The sequence below is a fragment of the Bacillus sp. BR3(2024) genome (assembly GCF_039134555.1).
In the GTDB taxonomy this organism is placed as follows: Bacteria; Bacillota; Bacilli; order Bacillales; family Bacillaceae_G; genus Bacillus_A; species Bacillus_A cereus.
In genome coordinates, this window is record NZ_CP152433.1 from 3495276 (window position 1) to 3517133 (window position 21858).

Sequence of the window (21858 nt, forward strand, 5' to 3'; positions counted from 1 at the left end):
CTTATTTCATCATTGGAATGTTAACGCCTTTTTCTTTCGCAGTTTCCACAGCTAAGTCATATCCAGCATCCACGTGACGAACAACACCCATACCAGGGTCAGAAGTTAATACGCGCTCAATACGTTTTGCTGCTGCTTCTGTTCCATCTGCAACGATAACCATTCCAGCGTGAAGTGAATAACCCATACCAACGCCACCACCGTGGTGAACAGATACCCAGCTCGCACCGTTTACACTATTAATTAATGCATTTAAAATTGGCCAGTCAGCTACTGCATCACTACCGTCTTTCATCGCTTCTGTTTCACGGTTTGGAGATGCTACTGATCCGCAATCTAAATGGTCACGACCAATAACAATCGGTGCTGATAATTCACCATTTGCAACCATTTCATTAATGATGCGACCAAATTTCGCACGCTCACCGTAACCTAACCAACAAATACGTGATGGAAGTCCTTGGAACTCAACTTGTTGACGTGCCATACGAATCCAGTTACATAAATGTTCATTATCAGCGAACTCACGTAAAATTACTTCGTCTGTTTTATAAATATCTTCTGGATCACCAGAAAGTGCTACCCAGCGGAATGGCCCTTTTCCTTCACAGAATAATGGACGAATAAATGCTGGAACGAATCCTGGGAAATCGAAAGCATTTTTCAAACCTTCATCGAAAGCAACTTGGCGAATGTTATTTCCATAATCAAATGTAATTGCACCTTTTTCTTGCATCGCAAGCATCGCTTCCACATGTTTTGTCATACTTTCTTTTGATAATTGTACGTAACGTTCTGGATCTTTTTCACGAAGTTTCGCTGCTTCTTCTAATGTGTAACCTACTGGAATATAACCGTTTAATGGATCATGAGCAGATGTTTGATCTGTAACTAAATCTGGCGTAATATCACGCTTCACTAGTTCTGGTAAAATCTCTGCCGCATTTCCTAGCAAGCCAATTGAAATTGGTTCTTTCTTCTCTTTATACTCGTTCGCAACAGTTAATGCTTCTTCTAATGATTCTGTATACATGTCACAATATCTCTTTTCAATACGACGATCGATGCTACGCTTATCAACATCAATAGCAATGACAACACCGCCGTTCATCGTTACAGCAAGAGGTTGTGCACCACCCATACCACCTAAACCAGCAGTAAGTGTTAATGTACCTTTTAATGAACCGTCGAAATGTTGACGAGCTGCTTCACCAAATGTTTCATATGTTCCTTGTAGAATCCCTTGTGTTCCAATGTAAATCCAGCTACCAGCTGTCATTTGTCCGTACATCATAAGACCTTTTTTCTCTAGTTCTCGGAAGTGATCCCAGTTTGCCCATTTTGGTACTAAGTTTGAGTTCGCTAACAGAACGCGAGGTGCATCTTCATGTGATTTAAAAATGGCAACTGGTTTTCCTGATTGAACAAGTAACGTTTCATCGCTTTCTAACGTTTTTAATGAATCTACAATCGCCTGATAGCTTTCCCAGTTACGAGCTGCACGGCCAATTCCGCCATACACAACTAATTCTTCTGGTTTTTCAGCAACTTCCGGATCTAAATTGTTCATTAGCATACGAAGTGCAGCTTCTTGCACCCACCCTTTCGTTTGTAACTCTGTACCTCTTGGCGCGCGAATTGTTTGTTGTACTTTTTCCATTTCAATCTCTCCCTTTTCTCATTTTATAGTGCTGCGTTTACATCCAATCTTTCTTTTATCGAATAATTCGTTTTTAACCAATGTGCAATATTTTCAATATCCGTTGAGAAGATGCGATCATTTGTAATAGATGGTACTTGCTGACGCCCTTGATAGTAGAAGCTCTTCGTCACTGTACTCATGTTTTCAATTCCACGATATTCTGCCGCTTGCATCGCACAAATCATTTCAATTGAAAGAACACGTCTTACATTTTGAATAATTTGATGTGCATGACGTGAAGCGATTGTTCCCATACTTACGTGATCTTCTTGGTTAGCTGATGACGGGATTGAATCAACACTCGCTGGATGTGCTAACGTTTTATTTTCAGAAACTAGTGACGCTGCAGCATATTGCATAATCATTGCACCAGACTGAAGTCCTGGTTCTGGACTTAAAAATGGCGGTAAATCGTTTAACTGCGGATTTACTAAACGCTCAATACGACGCTCTGAAATGTTTGCAAGTTCCGCCATTCCTACTTTTAAGAAGTCCATCGCAAATGCAATCGGTTGACCATGGAAATTACCACCTGAAATTACTTTTTCCCCGCCATCAAAGATTAGCGGATTATCTGTTGCGGCATTCATTTCAATTTCTAATTTTTCTTTCACATAATTCAAAACTTGCCAAGAAGCACCGTGTACTTGCGGGATACAACGAAGTGAATAGGCATCCTGTACACGTAGTTCTCCTTGTTTTGTTGTTAACTTACTATCATGAAGAATGTCACGAATTCTGCTTGCTACATCCACTTGCTCTTTATAGCCACGTGCTTTATGAACATTTTCATCAAATGCATCAATAATGCCTTGTAACCCTTCAATTGTCATCGAAGCAATTAGTTCAGCTTGATACGCCGTTGCTTCTGCTTCTATATAAGAAAGAACTCCTTGTGCTGTCATCGCCTGCGTACCATTAATTAACGCAAGACCTTCTTTCGCTTCAAGTTCAATTGGCTCAAGCCCTTCTTCTGTAAGAGCAACCATTGCATGAACGCGTTTCCCTTTATAGAACACTTCACCTTCGCCTAATAATACGAGCGCAAGATGAGATAAAGGTGCTAAATCTCCACTTGCACCAAGTGAACCTTGTTGCGGAACGACTGGATGAATTTTACGATTTACAAACTCAAGAAGCATATTTACAACAAGCGGCCTTACGCCTGATACTCCTTTAAGCATCGTGTTCGCTCGTAAAATTAACATTCCGCGCGATACTTCTTCCGGGAATGGATCACCTATCCCACATGCATGTGACTGAATTAAATTATGTTGAAGTGCCTTTACATCATCTTTTTGGATAAGCACATCACTAAACTTTCCAAATCCAGTTGTAATACCGTAAACGACTTTTCCGTCCTCTACAATTTTCTCAACTACTTCGCGGCACTCCGCTACCTTTTGCATACTAGTTGGACAAGCTGTTACACCTTCTCCTTCCAGTAATAACCTCTTCATTTCTTCAACTGTCAATGTATGTCCTGTTAACGTAATCATCATTTTTCCTCCTTAAAAAGGCAAAAGGGGACCTTATCTTTTTAAGACAGACTTCTGTCCTAAAAAAGTAAGGCCCCCTTCTAACTAATAGACTATGGGCAAATCATATGTGATTAATTCCTAAACCAATCGCCTCATGCTCAGATCCTTTTACAGGTGCACCAATCGTTCCATATAATGCAACAGCAACCCATTCGCCTTCTTTTTTCCCGTCGTATGGTGTACCGCGCACAATCGCAAAACGAAGTCCTACTGTACGAAGAACGTCTGCTAACTGAATTTGACCTCTCGTCACTCCGTACAAAGCTTCCATAATTGCATGATAAAGTGCATGTGTTTCTCTGTAAACGTCTGTTTCAATAACTTGGTTGCTTTTAGCCGCTGTTTCCATTGCTGCGACAACCTTTTGCGAATTCATCGAACCCACTTTCCCCGTACAATACTTCCAACCTTTTGGAATGGATAATACAGGACTTTCATTCTCATCCGCAAGTGCCAACAGCATGGCCATACGACCAATTCGATGTGTTCCTTGAAGAAGCATGTGACTCTCTCATTTCTTTTGAATTATTTGAATATTACTTAATTTAAGAATATATGAAAACGGTTAAATCGTCAATAGTTTAAAATCATATTCAACCATTTTTTTCATCCCCCTAATTTTGTGTACACAAATGATTTACACAAAATTTCCAGACGTGCTATAGTCTCACTAACAGATGCAAAGGGGCGAAATTTCAGTGACAAAACGAAAAGATATTCATTTTCGAATTGAAGAGAAATTACTTGAAAGGTTTGAATCAGCACTCCATTACGAAGGTTTAAAGAAAACAGATGTATTAACACATGCAATCCAACAATTTTGCACAAAGGTAGAATGTGACAAAATGAATGATGTAAAACGACAATATAACGTTAGCAACCATTTACAAACACGCATCGACACACATACACATTACGAAGAAAAACACGTAGATTTAGATAAGATCGTCATTGAACATTTACACCTTCAAGGGGATGAAAACATATTAGAGGTTGGGTGCGCTAGTGGAAAATTTCTTTCCCTTTTACAAACAAATGGTCATAAAGGCCCATTAACCGGGTTTGATCAATCCGAAGCTATGCTTGCTGAAGCTGCTAAGACGAGTAACTTAATAGAATGGAAACGAGGGGATGCTAGTAAACTTCCTTTCGAAACAAATTATTATGACCTAATAATCGCAAGACATATGTTATACCATGTGAAAGATGTTGAAAAAACAATTCAAGGCTTTTATAAAGTCATTCGTCCTGGCGGAACACTTTTAGCTACAACAAATTCTAAAGTTTCATTACCTCGTATAGTTGAAATGTGTAACAACATGCTTGACGCATTTGATCTACCGAAAACATCACCAGCAGTCTCTCCATTTTGTTTAGAAAATGGTAAAGAGATAGTAGCATCTGCTTTTCCAACGGTTGAAGAAACAGTTATTCATAATGCGCTCGTTTTTCATCATGCTACCCCAATAGTAAACTATATTTCCAGCATGTTTCCATCGTTAAATATACCCGATAATATGTATCTTCAAGTCGAGATGAAAGAATGGCTAACAGAAGAAATCAACAAGGAATTATCGCTTCATAACGGTATATGGCGCGATCCAAAAACGTTAGTAATTTATCGGTGTAAAAAAGCTAGCATTTGCTAGCTTTTACACGTTTTCTCGTAAAAGTTTCTCCATTACTACATTGCCTTTACCACAATAAAAATCTGTATTATGTTCGTCTGCCACTCCAAAATAAGAGGCAATCGCTATTCCAAATGGTACAAATGCATGCCCTTGTGCTGTAATGATATTTGAGTGTTGCACAACTTCTTCATACACGAAATTTTCTACTGGAAAACAATCGAATTTTTGATAATCTATAGTCGCAGTATAAGAAATCCCTTTAAATAACCCTGCTTTTGCTAGCGCATACGGTCCAGCACAAATTGCCGCCACTAATTTTTCTTGTTCGTGAAATTGACGAATGACTGAAAAAAGAGATTTCGCATCTTTCAACTGTACTTCTTCTCCACCTGGAATAAGTACCCCCTCATACTCATCTACACGTACTTCACTTACTTCTATATGTGGTTGCACTTGCAAACCTGTTTCACTTATAATCAATTCTTTTGTTAAGCCCGCTGTAATGATTTCAAATTTATTTTTCAGCAATGCCGTCGCTACTGTTATTTCAAACTCCGCAAATGTTGGGTATACAAATAAAAGTATTTTTTTCATAGCCCTCTCTCCTTTAACCAGCCCATAAAATATACCTCTAAATCGTCAACTGTTAATCTATTCGTGTCCACATAAGTTACAGGAAATTGTTTATACCAGTCTTTTTCAGTTTCTGCTAATTTAAATTGCTCCTCAAATGTACTTCTGTTTCTTGTTCTATCATTATTTTTTCTATCATATAAATTACTTTCCGATACATCCAAATAAAAAATAGCATCCGAACGGCATTCTCTTAATTTATATAATTCATCTTTCAATTCATTTTCTATATCCCACTCTTTCCCTATAACCATTGGGTAAAAAAGTGTATAAAATTCGATGTCTTCTGGCCCACGATCAAAAATCACGACTGAACCTTTTGCATTTTGAAAATCTTTTATTTTAGCTTCTATAAACATTTTTTGATTTGCTATAAACCCTTCTTTTGAATTCATATCCAACTTTAATCGCTTTCGCTTTTCTACAATTGGATAAGGATTTTCATATATAACTGAAAACCCACATCGCTCTAACCTTTTAGCCAATGTCGTTTTTCCGCTTGCCATCGGTCCTTGGAGTGAAATTACATATGCCATTCCTCTCATTCCCTTGCGCTTTAGTAAAACTATAATATACAGAATCTTGAAAACTATCAACATTATATATATCATCTTGTTTCTTATTCTTATCTAACTTATAATGAAAAATAGAGATTATGACGGACGCATCAATAATGTAAGCTTGGAAATCCAAGCTTACATTATTTTTTGCTTTCCCTTTTCTAATAAAAAGAGTATACTAGATTAGAACGTATGTTCTTAATAATTACATACAGTAAGGAGATAGAACAATGGTATACGACACAAAAGCAATTTCTTGGAATGAATCTTTAAAACAACTTCAACGCCGCTATACAAACAAACAAGTTGACCGAAAAGAATTTGAGGATATTGAACTGATGGAATTCTTCCGCGATAACGACTACATTTCTTTACCTACACACATAAGCGGCCTATCAAAAACACGTTTTACTTCTTACTCTATTTTCACAACTGAAGATAAAGATCGTAAAGTTGGCACATTAATCATTGAATATGTAGAAGATGATAATAATAATTTACATGTGGAACAACTATACTTTGTTTAAATGATAACGCTTGGTCAAAATGACCAAGCGTTCTTGCTTTCTATGAATCTCACTGTATATAATATGAATAAAAGAAAACCGCTATCATTAAGGGGGGATATGCTTGCTCGAAGGATGGTTCAGTTGGTTCATTGTATTATGGACGGTTATTTTATTAGGGCTTATGTCTATCGGTGGATACTTTATGTTCAGAAAATTTTTAAAACGTTTACCAAAAGAAGACGGCATGTCCATTTTGGATTGGGAAGAACACTACATAAATAAAACGAGACATTTATGGGCTGACGAACAAAAACAATTGTTAGAAGAGCTTGTAAGTCCTGTTCCAGAACTATTTCGCGATGTTGCAAAATCAAAGATTGCTGGAAAAATCGGGGAACTTGCATTACAAGAAAATGCCTCTCAAATTACACAAGACTTAATTATTAAAGGATATATCATTGCCACACCAAAGCGTGATCATAAATTTTTAATTAAAAAACTACAAGAAAAAAAGATTGATTATTCTAACTATCGATCTTTACTCGCAAAGTAACTTCATATTATTTTCGATAAAAAAGACAGCGCCTTTGACGCTGTCTTTTTATTTGGTACATATACAGTTTTTAAGTTAGCTTCATATCTTTTTCATTATAAAAACCATCTTCTTTTTCCATTTCCTTTTGTAATTTCGTAAAGGAACGGTACATGGCAATTCTCCATGACACAATCATCGCGAACGCCAGTAAGAAGAACATGCCACTAAGTTGTCCTAAATCAAGAGATTGGCTTAAGTATGTTTTAAATACAATCCGCACGACAAGTAATCCAATTAATATAAAAACAAAGGCTTTTGAACGCTTCAAATAAATCTCTTGTCCTCTAATTTCAAATTTAGATGTTTTAATAAGAAAAATAGAGAAAAACAAACCGACGCCAATTGCTTCTAACATTTCCGCTGGAGTTAATCGAAATTCAGGAAAAACATACATCAATGCTCCCGTGCTCATAAAAAATGGCGGAAGTATAATTTTTTTCAATGTTGCAGGTTTCTTAGCTGCTTTTAAACGAATAAACATCGCACCGACAGCCATACAAACAGCAACGATACTTGATAAAAGAACTATGTTCATATTTTCTCATCCTTTTTTGTGGCTATATGCAAAATATACTTTCATTATATGCTTTTCCGTTAGTATTTCCAACATTTTCGCAGAATAATACTAAAAACCGGTAAAACCACCAAATAAACTTGAGAAATATACGATAATTTTCGTCATCCAGTTAAAGTATAGGAAGACCCCCATAACAATCATAATATATCCTCCGACTTTCATGAAGGCCATACTATTTCTTTTAATCCAAGACATTTTCGTAATAAAGAATGACAGTACGAAAAACGGGATAGCAAATCCAAGTATGTAAGCAATCATGTAAATCATTGCTGATTCTGGGTTTGTTGCTGCTAATCCAATTACCGACACTAGAATTGGTCCGGTACATGGCGTCCACCCTGCTGCAAAGGCTAATCCAATTAGTACTGATCCAAAATAGCCACTTGGACGATTTTTAAATGTAAATTTACGGTCTTGCATTAAAAATTTCGGCTTAAACACCCCGACAATAATTAAGCCGAACACGATGATAAATATACCACCTAACTGTCTGATTAAATCTTTATAGTCAGTAAAGATTCCTCCAATAAAACTTGTACCAAATCCAATTGCAATAAATATAATTGAAAATCCAAGTAAGAAAAACGCTGTATGTATCATACTTCTTTTGCGAAGCATTGCATTTTCTTCTTTCAATTCAGAAACCGACATACCTGTTATGTACGATAAAAATGCCGGATAAAGCGGTAAGCAACATGGGGAAATAAATGATAAGAACCCGGCGCCAAACGCTAAAAAAATACTAATATCTTGCATCATTCCACTCCTCTCCCTAAATATTGTAACAAAAACACATAAAAATACTATGAACAATTCGTGAAATCACTTTTACAACGTGGCAATAAGAAAAAAGTACTTCCTCACAGTTTCTAATAAAACGTTTTTATTTCCTTCTATTATATAGAAAAAACTCAAATGGATTATGAAACTCCTTTAATTGTCATTACCATAACAAAGGTAACATAGTTTCTCAAATAATTAGCACGTTACTAGTACGTCTATATACATATTGGTTTAAAAAATATTTTTTTCAAATGCTGGCTCTATACAATGCAAAGTTGATTTTATAATACTTCTACTATTAATAATTTCAAGATTATGCATAAATATCATACTTTTATTATTATTCTATAAAATGTCATACTTTTCTTTCATTTGACCCTTTATTTCTAATTTTGTATACTTCCCTCTAGTTATATATTTTCGATACGGAACAACTTCATATAGATGGGAGGAATTTTTCATGCTTCGTTATTCTCTTTTAGTTTTATTAGGAGCGTGTAGTTATGGAATTTTAGCTATTTTTGTTAAGCTTGCATATGCAGAAGGATTTTCACTTGGAGAGGTAATTGGCAGCCAATATTTGTTCGGTTGGATTATTTTGCTTGCTATTACACTTCTATTTTCTAGACATCGCGTTCCTTTAAAGCAAGCATTACTTTTATTCGTTGCAGGAACATCTGCAAGTTTTACCGGAATTTTTTATTATGCTTCATTAAAAACTGTACCAGCTTCTATTGCAATTATTCTTTTATTCCAATTTGTTTGGGTCGGAATTATCATTGAAGCAGTCGCAACAAAAACATTACCTTCAAGAGAAAAAGTTATTTCTGTTATTTTCTTACTTGTAGGGACATTTTTATCAAGTGGTTTACTTGAACAATCAGCAGGTGCTTTCGATACGACTGGGATCATTTTAGGTTTATTATCTGCTGTTACATTCGCAACATACATTTTCGTGAGCGGAAAAGTTGCTATTGAAGTACCTTCATTACCGCGCGGTGTTCTCTTAATGACTGGTGCTTTAACTTTAGTCATGATTGTATTCCCACCAACATTTATTTTTAATGGTGCCATTTCTCAAGGTCTTTGGAAATACGGTTTAGGATTAGGAACATTTAGTATCGTAATTCCATCTATTGCCTTTACAATCGGTATTCCAAAAATCGGTTCTGGCTTAGCGACTATTCTTGGTGCAGCGGAACTACCAGTTACAACAATTATGTCCGTATTCGTTTTAAAAGAGGCTGTACTATCTTCACAATGGTTCGGTGTATCACTTATTTTAATCGGGATTGCAATCCCGCAAATTGTATACGCAATGCGTGGACGTTATCGTAAACATCATACGCATAAAAAAGTCGCAGCATAAAGTGAAACTTTAATTAGTTGAACCAATCGGACTGCCCATTAATACGGGATAAACGAGAGAGGATTTTCATTTGAGAATCCTCTCTTTTATTGTTGTATACTTATGATAAATATTTTGCTGAAGAAAGAAGGCATACTACATGGTATCTATTTCAAATCAACTAAAAGAAAAACTTATTTCCATCCGTCGACATTTACATGAGTATCCAGAACTATCATATGAAGAGTTCGAAACAACAAAAGCAATAAAAAATTGGTTAGAAGAAAAAAACATTACTATCATTGACTCCAATTTAGAAACAGGAATTATCGCTGAAGTGTCTGGTAATAAAAACGGGCCAATTGTAGCAGTTCGTGCTGATATTGATGCCCTTCCTATTCAAGAAGAAACACATTTGTCCTATGCATCTAAAGTACGAGGGAAAATGCATGCTTGTGGACACGATTTTCATACAGCTGCCATTTTAGGTACTGCTTTCTTATTAAAAGAAAGAGAATCTTCCCTAAATGGAACGGTTCGCTTCATATTCCAACCAGCTGAAGAAAGTAGTAATGGCGCTTGCAAAGTTATTGATGCTGGACATTTACGTAATGTGCAAGCGATTTTCGGCATGCATAATAAACCTGATTTACCAGTAGGTACAATTGGCATTAAAGATGGTCCACTGATGGCTGGAGTTGATCGATTTGAAATTGAAATTCACGGAGTTGGTACACACGCGGCTGTACCAGATGCTGGCGTAGATCCTATTGTCGCATCCTCTCAAATTGTGATGGCACTGCAAACAATTGTAAGCCGAAATATAAGTTCATCTCATAATGCAGTTGTTAGTGTTACAAATATTCACGCAGGAAATACGTGGAACGTGATTCCTGAAAAAGCTACGTTAGAAGGAACGATTCGCACGTTCCAAGCTGAAACACGTGAAAAGATTCCAGCACTCATGGAGCGTATTATTAAAGGTGTATCTGATGCATTAGGTGTAAAAACGAAATTCCGTTTTTATTCAGGTCCTCCTGCTGTTCACAACGATAAAGCTCTTACAGACTTATCTACTCAAGTTGCCACAAAGATGAATCTTAATATCATCTCGCCTAGTCTATCAATGGCTGGAGAAGATTTCTCATTTTACCAACAGGAAATACCAGGTTCATTCGTCTTTATGGGAACGAGCGGTACACATGAATGGCATCATCCTGCTTTTACAATTAATGAAGAGGCACTGCCTATAAGTGCAGAATACTTTGCTTTACTAGCCGAAAGAGCACTTAAACAATTCTCATAAAAAAAGCCGTTCAAAGTGCATCTCAGCACCCTGAACGGCTTTTCTTATTAAGTTAAATCACGTTTTAAAAACACAGTATATGAAATACATAAAAATACGAACAAATAAAGTAGCAACATACATGATGCAAACGGGAATGTTACTCCATCAATAAAACTTCCGTTCTTTGAAATACTATATAAATCTGTGTTTGCTGGCAATAAATATTTCGCCCAGTTATATCTAGTGGCTGCTAATAACGCAATATTGCCTGATAAAGCAAGGAATAGTGAAATACCAATTGCACCTCCACTAGATCTCGTTAACACAGAAATCATAAATGCAAACGATGCGTACACAACCGTTGGTAACCACGATAAAACATAATATTTACTTGCTTCTACAAAAATGTTTTGTTTTATTATATTTCCATCTTGGAAAATAAACTCACTCCATGCAGGCTGTTGGAATTTATAAATAACAAGTCCACATAAAGCGGAGAAGATCATATTAAATATAAATAATAAAGCTGCAAATATAACGATTGCTAAAAATTTTGCTGTTAAAATTTTAAAGCGACTCGCTGGTCGTATCGTTAAAAATTTATATGTTCCCCAGCTATATTCATTCGCAAAAATTGTACTTGCATACACGAGGATAAATGGGAGCAAAATTGGAAATACGATAAAACCTGTATCTCTCATGAAAGAAAGTGGAGAACTGCTTGCCGGTGCTGTATCCGTATCTAAATGCTTCATCTTAAGCTGGTATTCTTTTACAAGCTCATCCCCTGATTTTTCTGCTAAAATAGCTTCTTTTTTCATGCCAAGCTTTTTCTCAATTTCTACAGTTCGTTCTGTATAATCTACTTTCCATCCTTTTGTTTCCGGTTCAAAATACTTTACCGTAACCCATCCTAATCCGATTATTAATACTGCAATAACTGCAAATGGAATAATCGTTCGCTTCCGCTTAAATATTTTATACAGTTCGTTATATACTAAATTAAACAATATCTTTTCCCCCTGTTAATTCTAAAAATTGCTCTTCTAACGTTTTTCTTTCTTCATATACACGATACACTTGAATATTTTTCTCAAGCAATGTACGAATAACATTTGGGATTTCTTCATCTTTTACATTAATAAGTAATTCATTATCTTTTACTAAAACATCATGCCCTAATATTTCTGCTGCTTTATTCGCATCATCTACACGTATACGGATCGTCTCCATCTCTTCGCTTTGGCTATGCTGAATATTTTGCGTAGCCACATATTCCCCGTGCTGAATAATGATAACTCTGTCACACATTAATTCAACTTCTGAAAGTAAGTGACTTGATACAAGTACAGCTTTTCCTTGTTCATGTGCAATTTTTTTTATGTACATTCTCATTTCATGTATTCCACTAGGGTCTAATCCATTTGTCGGTTCATCTAGTATCAACACGTCTGGATCGTGAATAAGTGCCTGAGCGATTCCTAAACGTTGTCTCATGCCGAGTGAATACGCTTTTACTTTGCGATCAATTACTTGTCCCATCCCTAACAATTTCACTACTTCATCGATACGTTCTTCGGTCACATTACCATTCATTCGTCCAAAATATGTTAAATTTTCATAGCCGCTCAAAAAAGGATAAAATTCAGGTGTCTCAATTACCGCTCCAATTTTCGCAGCTGTTTTTTCGAATTGCTGTTTCACAGATTGACCATCAATCCATACTTCACCTTCTGTCATACGGATCATACCAACCATCATTCTCATTAAAGTCGTTTTTCCAGCACCGTTTGGTCCGAGTAAACCGACAACCTCGCCTTTTTTCACTTCAAAACTAATATTTTGTACAAGTGTCTTTGATCCGATTCGCTTCGTTAACCGATCGACTTTTACAATTGATTGTTCATTTGTCATTCTATACAACCTTTCCTTCCTATTCTTTGTCAGGTCTTTTCACTGTAACATGATTATTTTTATGTGTAAAATGGAAAAAGGCATGATTTCTCATGCCTTTTTCTTGAAATGCAACGAATTTTTATCTTGTAAACTTTGAACAAATCGAAAACATTGCACCATCGATAATAGAAGGATAACAATCATAATTATACTCACTACTACTATTGCATATATTGTAATCGGTGCACTATTTATCCCTTGTATTCCTGCTATTCTTATAAAAATAATCGTAAATAATTTTAAAAATAACATCCCATTAACTAATCCAAAAACAAACGCTGCTCCATAAATGAATAATTGCTCCTGACATAATAAATATAGTACTTCTTTTCTTTTTATATTTTCTGCTACATAAGATGTAAACTCCTCTCTCCTCACTAGCAAAAGGGAGTACATCATTTTATATGTAGTAAAAATACATATGAAAATTAGTACAATAAACAGTGTGTAAAAATACATTTGAAATACAAATGCATCCCCTACTTTCAAAATAGCTCCTTCATTAAATTGTAACGATATCATAAAAAACAAAATCATAATACTCATAGCAATCCACATAAATTGCTTCATCCTTTTGGTAGCAAATGTTCTTATATTTTTTCTCGCTAACCGACATAAAGACATAAAATTCTTCCCCTACCTTATTACATACGCATTCTATACTACTAGTGTATAAAAATATGACATTTTAAACATCGCACTACAATCGGAATTTCTTCTAAGTCTTTAGTCCTAGAAAACGAAATGATAAAAAATCACATTTAGAATATAATTGTAAAAAGGAGGAGATTGCATGCGTATAAAATTACTATCAATCTTGTTTTTATTATTACTCACAAGTTGTAGCCAAATAAAAAACAATGAAGTTGCCATTGTTGAGCCATACAAATTAACAAAAGAGCAAGCTTCTATTTTACAAATGACTCCTTTTCAAGAAGGAAATAGCATGTTTTATAACGTTACGCTTAAAAATGATAAAGATGAAATAAATGCTACAATTGATTATTATAACAATGGTAAAAAAACAAAAGAAATTGCTAATATAGCTACCTCACATTTTTCAAAAAAGAAAGTAAAGCTTTCTTTTTTACCACCACATTTCCAATTCGATAAAGATATACAAGAAAAAAGGCAGTGGTATATGAATATTGAAGGTGCTTCAACGCTTGTTCATGAAGAAGCACCACCAAGCGTAAATAGCTCCGCAACTACTACAATCCAATCTATAAAAAATTTAAAATACAATCAAAAAACAATTTTAGCTGCTGTAATCCAAACAAGTAAAGAAACTGTAAGCGTTCCTACCATTGATGAAGAAACAGGTATTGATCTACTCTTAAAAGAAAATGAACACGTTTATCTATTCAGTATCGAGCTAAAAAAAGAACAATAAAGCGGAAATACAACTTAAGTTGCATTTCCGCTTTATTGTTTAATAAGGTGTACTTTTATGGATTTGAATTAAATCCATATTCTGTTACTACTATTGCTCATCCTCTACTTCTATTCTTTTCTTCTCTCTTGCAATTTTTAAAAACTCTAGCAGCTCTGGATTACTATTCATTTTTTTGTAAGCCACTGACATTTCTGCCACAAAATTAGAATCATATAATTCTTTATATACAACTTCTGTTTTATATAACTTATTTGCCGATACGGGTATTACTGTAATTCCAATCCCTGCCGCTACAAGCCCCATAACTGTTTGATACTCTGTTGCTTCTTGTACAATACGTGGACTAAATCCAACTTCTCTGCAAAGAGATAAAATTGTATCATACAAAGCTGGCCATACTGGTCTCGTAATAAATACAAACGGCTCATCTCGTAAATCTTCTATATGTATTTCATCTTTCTCTGCAAGTGGATGTGCCTTTGGTAAACATAAGGTACAAGATAACCTTTGAATTGGCTCTAATTCTAATAATTGTGTTGGAATTGGTGGACGTAAAAAGCCAATATCAATACGGTTATCATGAAGTGCATGAACTTGATCTGGTGTTGACAATTCATGTAATGCAACAGACACTCTCGGAAATTTCTTTCTATATTCCCTAACAATTGATGGTAAAATATCATATATCGCCGCACCTACAAAACCAATTGAAAGTGATCCTACTTCTCCCCTTTGCGCACTTTGTGCAACTTCTACTGCTTTTTCAATTTGTTCAAACGCTTTTTTTACTTCTTTTAAAAACATTTCTCCTGCTTCTGTTAGTTCAACCTTTCTTTTCGTTCTTGAAAATAATGTAACTCCCATTTCTTTTTCTAATTGCTGTATTTGTTGACTAAGTGGTGGTTGTGTCATTTGTAAACGAGCAGCTGCCCGTCCAAAGTGTAACTCTTCTGCCACAACAACAAAATATTGCAAATGCCGTAATTCCATTTTTGGACACCCTTTTCACTTTCGATTAATATGTCTAATATATTAATAACATATAATTTATATATTAGACAAATATTTTGAATGAACGTATAGTAGAAATTGTTAATTCTTTTTTACAATTTTTATGTAAAAAAAGAAAGAGGTGGTTACTGTATGAAATGGTGGAAGTTAAGCGGACAAATTTTATTACTATTTTGTTTCGCTTGGACAGGTGAATGGATTGCAAAACAGGCACACCTCCCAGTTCCAGGAAGTATAATCGGTATTTTTTTATTATTAATTTCGTTAAAATTTAACCTAGTTAAAAAAGAATGGATACAGGACGGAGCAGATTTTTTATTAAAAGAACTTATTTTATTTTTCATCCCTTCTGCAGTCGCTGTCATACGTTACAGAGATACACTAACACAATATGGAATCGATCTCATTTTAATTATTATGATTAGCACTCTTTGCGTTACCTTAGTTACAGGACTTTTAACAGAATTGCTACTAAAGCGGAAAGGATCAACGCAATGATCGGATTTCTTTGTTTACTATTAACACTATTCACATATTGGATATCAAAAAAAATGTATCAACGTTGGAATTGGAGTCTACTTTCTCCTCTTCTCGTCTGTCCCATTATTTTAATTGCTTTATTGCTCGGATTAGATACACCTTATGAAACATATGAATCTGGTGGTCACTGGTTAACTGAATTATTAAAGCCCGCAACAGTTGCTTTTGCATGGCCAATCTATAAATATTTTGATTTATTAAAGAAACATGGAATGGCTATCTTACTTAATGTCATTGTCGGTTCGTTTTTATCAGTCATTACTTCAGCACTACTAGCAAATTATTTTCAAATTGATTCATCACTAGAACATAGTTTAGCGCCACATATCGTAACAACACCAATCGCAATGGCTATTTCAGAAATGATTGGTGGTATGTCACAATTAACTGCTGTATTTGTCGTTTTAACTGCCTTAACAGGAGCATTGCTCGGTCCTTCTCTCATACGCATTTGCCGCATTAAAACAGCAATCGCAAAAGGTATTATGTTAGGAACGAGCGCAAATGGAACCGGTACATCAAAAGCATTCGAAATCGGTCCTGTGGAAGGAACAATTGCAAGTTTATCCATGCTTTTAACAGCAGGCGCTAGTTTAGTTATCGTTCCGCTTTTCTTGTCTTGGATACATTAAAGAAGCAAGTATTTACATACTTGCTTCTTTATCTATATATTGGCACAGCAATTCATAATCCTCTGGAAAAGCTAAACACAATTGTTCAATTTCATGTATCCCTTTCCAAGCAATTTCATGTATTAACTCATCAGGATCTTGGATTTTCATATTACCGCCTATTTGTTTAACAAAATAATAATGGACATACACTGGAACACCGTATGTAATACCCTCTTTTTCATATATTTTATTTACCACTTCCACATTGTAACCTGTTTCTTCCCAAACTTCCCTGATACAACATTCTTCTAGTGTCTCTCCCTTTTCAAGTCCTCCACTTGGGACAGACCATCTTTTTTCTTCTCCCTCTTTGCCCTGCAGTACCATTAAAACTTCATTTCTTTCATTTACACATACCGCTGCACTACCTATCCATCTCTCCATAAACATCCCTCCCCTACTAAAATTCGCCCTCTTTTTTATTTTCCCCTTGAAAAAAGAGGAAAATAATAAAACAATGACGAAAAATTACATCAACTTCATAGACAATCCTTTTTTAGAAATTAAAACTGGAAGGATGAAAATATGATTTCTAATTATGTTGTGGAATGTGTCTTTTGTGAAGAAAATCGAAAGGCTCGCCAAGCTATTGTCACAGTTCCCGCGACTACTCAGCTACTAGCCATTGAAAAAGTGCGTGCGGAATGCAAACGTCGCTTCGGAAAAACTGTATTATTACAAACAGAAATTAAAGAAAAAATTGTTTTTGAACAAAAAGAAAGCCGACCATAAATTGGTCAGCTTTCTTATCCGATCATATTTTCACATGAAGATTAGGGGCATCCTCTTTAAGGATCGGGATTTTCCCATTATGTACGTTCCATAATGGTCATCGAACAATATATTTCTATGCAATTAACTATTGAATAGAATAGGGCAAAACTTGTTCGCATTTTTAGAAAAGGGATAGGGATATAATTCAAGTAGTACTTCGAATACTCGAACTTTACACTCATAATATTAAAACAAATCCTTTTATATGGGAAATATGAATTACCTACATAATTCATTCGTAAAATATATTAATAGTTTGCTATATTAATTTTATCCCGCTATTTGTAAGCAGTAACCCCCTACTTATTATAATTTCACCTTACTCCATCAATAGCATACATCCAGCTAAAACCGGTGTCATAATCATCGAAAACCTCAAAAGCATTCGCGGTGCATAATTTGTAAACTTCGCGCCAATATATGCCCCTAACATGGTCCCAATTAATACTTGCAATAACAATATATAATCTAAATATCCTTCCGAACTATATCCTAGACCGCCTCCAATTGCAATCGGTAATATAACAAGCATTGTTGTCCCTACAGATTGCTGAATCGTTAATCCCAATAGAACCATTAATCCAAGCTGAATAAACGGTGCAGAACCAATCCCAAATGAACCAGCCATCATTCCAGTAACTAATCCAAGGCATATACATTTCAACAAGTAGTTCATGGAAAACTCTTTATGCTTATATAAAGATGACTGTTCTTTGTTTTGGAACATAATTAATTTAATAAACATAAAAATTGCCGATAAAAATAACATCCCAGCTGTAAACCAATGAAGAAGATGTGCTGGTATAAGTGAACCAAATTTAGAACCAATATAAGAGCCAATTGCGCCAAATCCCCCAACAATCCCGCCTATAATAAGTGCTACATTACCTTCACGGTAATGACTGACAACACCTGATAATGTCGTAAACGCCATTGCAGTTAAAGATGTTGCAAGAGCAACATGAATAGGAATATGAAATACTAAAGTGAGTATCGCGATAATAAACCCAGCTCCTCCAGCTCCAACAAATCCTAATAAAATACCCATTACTAACATTGTTATAATAATTGCCACAGACTTTCCCTCCAGTAACACAATTATCCATCATATTTATCCTTACATACAAATAAAAAGCATCCTAGATGGATGCTTTTTATTTCAATGATATGTACTTAATCTTGATTAATCAAAATAACCGCTGGACCAGCTACTACTACTCCAGCTACTTCTATTTTTTCAAATTCCTTTACTGTAATAGATATAACTCCTTCTCTTTCCATCAATTCTTTACTCAGGACATCAGTCGGGATTGCTTTCACCGTCTTACCTCCTTTTCATTTATACAATATGATAAAGTGAAACTTTCATCAGTGGGGTTTTGGTCCGTACTTATTGATTATTAACCCTCACCAATCGGGCGAATAATCGCCCAATGCATCTATATATATGCATCACCTCCGCTTTCATTCCTTATTCCACTCAAAAACCTTCTCCCCCTTCCTTGACATATTGAAAAATAAAAAAGAAGCTATAACATATAGCTTCCCTCCACGTTTCTTTAATCTTTATGCACCGTATATTCCATGACTTTACCATCTCTATCAAATTGTAAAATAAGCTGTTCGCTATCTATTGGGATAAAGCCACGTTCAGTCCCAAGATAATACAAAGTGATAACTCCTTCTCCCCCACTTCTCGTTTCCGTTGGGGCTCCTAACAATTGTGTAATTTCTTCATTTGATTTCCCTATTAATTTATATTTTTGTAATAGATCATCTACCATATGTACCCGCTTATCTGCATGATTTAACCATCTATTTTGATTAAACTTTGATGTATATTCATTTACACTTAGTTGTACAGTGCACACTATTAATGGTATGAGTGCTACTATTAACCCCCCCAACATTTGCTTCTTTTCTTCATTACGATTTTTAGAAACATATAAAATAGCCCTTTGAATCATGACTAATAAAACAAATGGTATGAATACTACAAAAATGCTCCTTACACTTAAGGGTATATGGACCATATCAATGACGAATATAAATACAATGTACATTACTATATACAAACAAAAATAGACATACAAAATGCCACGTAGCATAGCGTTCAGAAAGATCTCCCCTTTTAACTCACTATATAATTCATCCGGCTAATCATTTCTCGAATCTGTTCTAATTCTTGCACTGTATATACTATTTTTCCTGCTAAGATTTCATTTCTGAAGAACGTTACAATTTGCTCCCGATCTTTTAATCTAGGTGTTTCCTCACTTGAAAGATCTATTATTTCTTTTCCATTTTCATTATAAAAATATACAACTGGTTTTACCTTTTCTTTTATACTATTAGCCTGCATTTCTTTCAAACAATTGTATAAAATTTGAGATAGTTTCTTCGCCTTATATACTGGATTCCCTTCATTTTTCACTTGTATAGTTGCCGAATCTTTACCTACTATATATTCAAATGTCTCTTCTTTTTCAAGTTCTTGTTGATACTTACCCATTTCATCAATCATAAATGAATATATACCAGCATTTTCTTTCGTTAAACCATGAATTAATTTCTCTTCCCATTCTTTCGTCTCAAGTAGATAAATACCAGTTTTGCACAAAATGAGATGATGGATTCGATTATCGTTTATTTCACTATTATTTTTAATAAAAACATTCGGCATGATTTCAATTTCAGCATCTAATATGATGCCTTGCTCTATGAATCCTCGCTTCATATAATGTAATGTTTCGTACGTATTCATTTCAGCGCCGTTTTTAGTATATTCTCGTAAATTTGCAATTAATTTTTGAAACATATGTATTTCGTTATTATGTTTATTTTGTATTTCACCACGTTCTTTACTATGTTGCATAGCTAATTGATTCTTCATCATACGCATATTTTCAATTTCTCTATTTGCACTTACTTGTAAATCATTGTATTTTTTCTGTTCCATATTTTTTAAATTATTTTGTTGTTCTTTATGCTCTATCACCGTAGCTGCAATTTCGTTTTCATACGTTTCAATTGCTTGTTTCTTTTCAAATTCTACTTGCTGACTCTCTGATTCTAACTGTTTATTTTTATAAAACAGCACAAATACTACAGCTAATAATATTAAAACCGCACCTATTAGCACATAATTCATATTTTTACCCCTTTATTTCATTTTCGATTATTTTTTATAAATATATCTATTATAGTATACTATGGTTTCGATATAGACTTTGTAAAAGTTGTATATTTTTAATAAAAGGCACCTCTGACGGGGCACCTTTTATTTTCACTCTATTGTACACCATACTGAATATAACTTGGATCATAGTATATCCATTGATTTGTCCCTAAGCAAAGCCATCCATCTTGCTTACTCCATACTCGATACGATTCACCATGATGTAACTGTCTTATAACATTTCCATTTAATGATGGAGCATCACGCAAATTTACATTATCACCAGTAATAGTCGCCACATAATGTTTATACTGAATATAACTCGGATCATTATATACCCACTGATTTGTCCCTAAACAAAGCCATCCATCTTGTTCTCCCCAAACTTCATATGTTTCGCCACGATTCAATTGGCGAATTACACTAGACTGCAAAGATGGTCCACTTCTCAAATTCACATTATCTCCATTAATTATAGCAACCCCGTACACTGGAGTTGCATTATTAGGCGGGGAAACATTACCTCCACCACTTGCTCCATTCCCTTTTAAAGCTTCTAATGAAACTGCAGCTGATACATCACAATTTCCTACGCCTGAAATTTGTCCAGAATCTGTGTACTGCCACGCTGTCCACGTTGTCCATCCACCAGCATCAGCAGGCGGTGTACTCGAGTATTTAGCAATCCAAAGCGGTATATCACTTAATCCGCTAATTCCGAACTCATTAATATACCAAACTCCTGTATATAACATTACATCTTTTCCAGTAGCCTGTTTCACATAATTTATGAAGCTTCTTGCCCAATTCGATATAGCGTTACCAGTTAAATTACTGTTACTCGGATCTATTGGTGATTCTAAATCCAGAACTGGCATTAAGTCTGTCTGGTTATTTTGTAATATACTCACAAAATATTTTGCCTCTGAAATTGCATCATTTTGTTCTGGGCGTGCAAAATGGTATGCACCAATTAATACATTCGCATTTCGTGCTGCTTGTACATTCTTAGTAAAAGTAGGATCAATGTAGTTTACACCTTCTGTCGCTTTTGCATACGCTGCTGGAATTCCAGATGCCTTCACTGCATTCCAATCAATATTCCCTTCCCAATGAGACACATCAATAAACGTAACATTTGAACTTGATCTGTTTTGCATAT

General features: G+C 35.0%; 26 protein-coding genes and 1 pseudogene. 9 read left to right on the forward strand and 18 right to left on the reverse strand.

Annotated features, from left to right (window positions below):
• Window position 1: 1 nt before the first annotated feature.
• The 3 genes from hutU to hutP form a co-directional block, all read right to left on the reverse strand.
• The gene (gene hutU, locus V7S45_RS17875) at window positions 2–1660 is read right to left on the reverse strand and encodes a urocanate hydratase (RefSeq protein WP_000416944.1); all 1659 of its coding nucleotides are present in this window, start codon (window positions 1658–1660) and stop codon (window positions 2–4) included.
• Window positions 1661–1683: 23 nt separating this feature from the next.
• Complete coding sequence (gene hutH / locus V7S45_RS17880; protein ID WP_342761451.1) at window positions 1684–3201, reverse strand: histidine ammonia-lyase; 1518 nt, start codon at window positions 3199–3201, stop codon at window positions 1684–1686.
• Window positions 3202–3304: 103 nt separating this feature from the next.
• Window positions 3305–3745 carry a hut operon transcriptional regulator HutP gene (hutP, locus tag V7S45_RS17885; protein WP_000926516.1) on the reverse strand — a complete coding sequence of 147 codons (441 nt, stop codon included), beginning with the start codon at window positions 3743–3745 and terminating at the stop codon, window positions 3305–3307.
• A 196-nt stretch (window positions 3746–3941) separates the two neighbouring features.
• On the opposite strand from hutP, the gene V7S45_RS17890 reads away from it, so the two are divergent.
• Complete coding sequence (locus tag V7S45_RS17890) at window positions 3942–4892, forward strand: class I SAM-dependent methyltransferase (protein ID WP_025687649.1); 951 nt, start codon at window positions 3942–3944, stop codon at window positions 4890–4892.
• 3 nt (window positions 4893–4895) lie between these two features.
• Here the strand turns inward: V7S45_RS17890 and V7S45_RS17895 are convergent, their stop codons facing one another.
• Window positions 4896–5468 (reverse strand): DJ-1/PfpI family protein, encoded by a 573-nt coding sequence (locus V7S45_RS17895; protein ID WP_000722200.1) that lies wholly within the window; start codon window positions 5466–5468, stop codon window positions 4896–4898.
• Window positions 5465–6052, reverse strand: coding sequence for an ATP-binding protein (locus tag V7S45_RS17900; RefSeq protein ID WP_142292957.1), 588 nt, complete (start codon window positions 6050–6052; stop codon window positions 5465–5467). The genes V7S45_RS17895 and V7S45_RS17900 overlap by 4 nt, the downstream gene beginning before the upstream one ends.
• Window positions 6053–6297: 245 nt before the next feature.
• On the opposite strand from V7S45_RS17900, the gene V7S45_RS17905 reads away from it, so the two are divergent.
• Together V7S45_RS17905 and V7S45_RS17910 are read left to right on the forward strand one after the other, a co-directional pair.
• Complete coding sequence (locus V7S45_RS17905) at window positions 6298–6594, forward strand: hypothetical protein (RefSeq protein ID WP_000262401.1); 297 nt, start codon at window positions 6298–6300, stop codon at window positions 6592–6594.
• Between the two features lie 103 nt (window positions 6595–6697).
• Window positions 6698–7129 (forward strand): DUF2621 domain-containing protein, encoded by a 432-nt coding sequence (locus tag V7S45_RS17910; protein ID WP_000889373.1) that lies wholly within the window; start codon window positions 6698–6700, stop codon window positions 7127–7129.
• A gap of 70 nt (window positions 7130–7199) precedes the next feature.
• Here the strand turns inward: V7S45_RS17910 and V7S45_RS17915 are convergent, their stop codons facing one another.
• The 3 genes and pseudogenes from V7S45_RS17915 to V7S45_RS17925 form a co-directional block, all read right to left on the reverse strand.
• The gene (locus V7S45_RS17915; RefSeq protein ID WP_001028439.1) at window positions 7200–7706 is read right to left on the reverse strand and encodes a cytochrome c biogenesis protein CcdC; all 507 of its coding nucleotides are present in this window, start codon (window positions 7704–7706) and stop codon (window positions 7200–7202) included.
• 90 nt (window positions 7707–7796) lie between these two features.
• Entirely contained in the window at window positions 7797–8504 is a 708-nt protein-coding gene (gene ccdA, locus V7S45_RS17920; RefSeq protein WP_001152676.1) for a cytochrome c-type biogenesis protein CcdA, read from the reverse strand.
• A 16-nt stretch (window positions 8505–8520) separates the two neighbouring features.
• Window positions 8521–8669: pseudogene (locus tag V7S45_RS17925) on the reverse strand (peptidase T).
• Between the two features lie 322 nt (window positions 8670–8991).
• Between V7S45_RS17925 and V7S45_RS17930 the strand changes: the two are divergent.
• Both V7S45_RS17930 and V7S45_RS17935 read left to right on the forward strand, forming a co-directional pair.
• Window positions 8992–9900 carry a DMT family transporter gene (locus tag V7S45_RS17930; RefSeq protein ID WP_342761452.1) on the forward strand — a complete coding sequence of 303 codons (909 nt, stop codon included), beginning with the start codon at window positions 8992–8994 and terminating at the stop codon, window positions 9898–9900.
• A 139-nt stretch (window positions 9901–10039) separates the two neighbouring features.
• Window positions 10040–11185, forward strand: coding sequence for a M20 peptidase aminoacylase family protein (locus V7S45_RS17935; protein WP_000253675.1), 1146 nt, complete (start codon window positions 10040–10042; stop codon window positions 11183–11185).
• A 47-nt stretch (window positions 11186–11232) separates the two neighbouring features.
• On the opposite strand, the gene V7S45_RS17940 is transcribed toward V7S45_RS17935, so the two are convergent.
• The 3 genes from V7S45_RS17940 to V7S45_RS17950 form a co-directional block, all read right to left on the reverse strand.
• Window positions 11233–12177 carry an ABC transporter permease subunit gene (locus V7S45_RS17940; protein WP_000482759.1) on the reverse strand — a complete coding sequence of 315 codons (945 nt, stop codon included), beginning with the start codon at window positions 12175–12177 and terminating at the stop codon, window positions 11233–11235.
• Window positions 12170–13081, reverse strand: a complete 912-nt coding sequence (locus tag V7S45_RS17945; protein ID WP_000180622.1) for an ABC transporter ATP-binding protein — start codon at window positions 13079–13081, stop codon at window positions 12170–12172. Before V7S45_RS17945 ends, V7S45_RS17940 begins: the two co-directional genes overlap by 8 nt.
• Window positions 13082–13171: 90 nt before the next feature.
• Window positions 13172–13747 carry a hypothetical protein gene (locus tag V7S45_RS17950; RefSeq protein ID WP_025687646.1) on the reverse strand — a complete coding sequence of 192 codons (576 nt, stop codon included), beginning with the start codon at window positions 13745–13747 and terminating at the stop codon, window positions 13172–13174.
• 169 nt (window positions 13748–13916) lie between these two features.
• Between V7S45_RS17950 and V7S45_RS17955 the strand changes: the two genes are divergently transcribed.
• Window positions 13917–14516 carry a hypothetical protein gene (locus V7S45_RS17955; protein ID WP_025687645.1) on the forward strand — a complete coding sequence of 200 codons (600 nt, stop codon included), beginning with the start codon at window positions 13917–13919 and terminating at the stop codon, window positions 14514–14516.
• Window positions 14517–14606: 90 nt separating this feature from the next.
• On the opposite strand, the gene alsR is transcribed toward V7S45_RS17955, so the two are convergent.
• Window positions 14607–15509, reverse strand: coding sequence for an acetoin biosynthesis transcriptional regulator AlsR (gene alsR, locus V7S45_RS17960; protein ID WP_000423235.1), 903 nt, complete (start codon window positions 15507–15509; stop codon window positions 14607–14609).
• A 153-nt stretch (window positions 15510–15662) separates the two neighbouring features.
• Between alsR and V7S45_RS17965 the strand changes: the two genes are divergently transcribed.
• Window positions 15663–16028, forward strand: coding sequence for a CidA/LrgA family holin-like protein (locus tag V7S45_RS17965; protein ID WP_000872365.1), 366 nt, complete (start codon window positions 15663–15665; stop codon window positions 16026–16028).
• Window positions 16025–16702: an LrgB family protein gene (locus V7S45_RS17970; protein ID WP_000578954.1), complete on the forward strand. Its 678-nt coding sequence runs from the start codon at window positions 16025–16027 to the stop codon at window positions 16700–16702. Before V7S45_RS17965 ends, V7S45_RS17970 begins: the two co-directional genes overlap by 4 nt.
• A 12-nt stretch (window positions 16703–16714) precedes the next feature.
• Here the strand turns inward: V7S45_RS17970 and V7S45_RS17975 are convergent, their stop codons facing one another.
• Entirely contained in the window at window positions 16715–17128 is a 414-nt protein-coding gene (locus V7S45_RS17975) for an NUDIX hydrolase (protein WP_000442981.1), read from the reverse strand.
• A 141-nt stretch (window positions 17129–17269) separates the two neighbouring features.
• Between V7S45_RS17975 and V7S45_RS17980 the strand changes: the two genes are divergently transcribed.
• A complete protein-coding gene (locus tag V7S45_RS17980; RefSeq protein WP_000625222.1) occupies window positions 17270–17476 on the forward strand; it encodes a DUF3903 domain-containing protein in 207 nt (68 codons plus the stop codon).
• Window positions 17477–17837: 361 nt separating this feature from the next.
• Here V7S45_RS17980 and V7S45_RS17985 read toward each other — a convergent pair whose 3' ends face one another.
• The 5 genes from V7S45_RS17985 to V7S45_RS18005 all read right to left on the reverse strand — a co-directional run bounded on the left by V7S45_RS17985 (window position 17838) and on the right by V7S45_RS18005 (window position 21856).
• Window positions 17838–18593 carry a sulfite exporter TauE/SafE family protein gene (locus V7S45_RS17985; protein WP_000974659.1) on the reverse strand — a complete coding sequence of 252 codons (756 nt, stop codon included), beginning with the start codon at window positions 18591–18593 and terminating at the stop codon, window positions 17838–17840.
• Between the two features lie 98 nt (window positions 18594–18691).
• Window positions 18692–18838, reverse strand: coding sequence for a BC1881 family protein (locus tag V7S45_RS17990; RefSeq protein WP_000644411.1), 147 nt, complete (start codon window positions 18836–18838; stop codon window positions 18692–18694).
• A 239-nt stretch (window positions 18839–19077) separates the two neighbouring features.
• Window positions 19078–19626 (reverse strand): hypothetical protein, encoded by a 549-nt coding sequence (locus V7S45_RS17995; RefSeq protein ID WP_000943753.1) that lies wholly within the window; start codon window positions 19624–19626, stop codon window positions 19078–19080.
• Window positions 19627–19649: 23 nt separating this feature from the next.
• Window positions 19650–20669 (reverse strand): NERD domain-containing protein, encoded by a 1020-nt coding sequence (locus V7S45_RS18000; protein ID WP_025689692.1) that lies wholly within the window; start codon window positions 20667–20669, stop codon window positions 19650–19652.
• 140 nt (window positions 20670–20809) lie between these two features.
• Entirely contained in the window at window positions 20810–21856 is a 1047-nt protein-coding gene (locus V7S45_RS18005; protein ID WP_001181393.1) for a GH25 family lysozyme, read from the reverse strand.
• Window positions 21857–21858 lie beyond the last annotated feature (2 nt).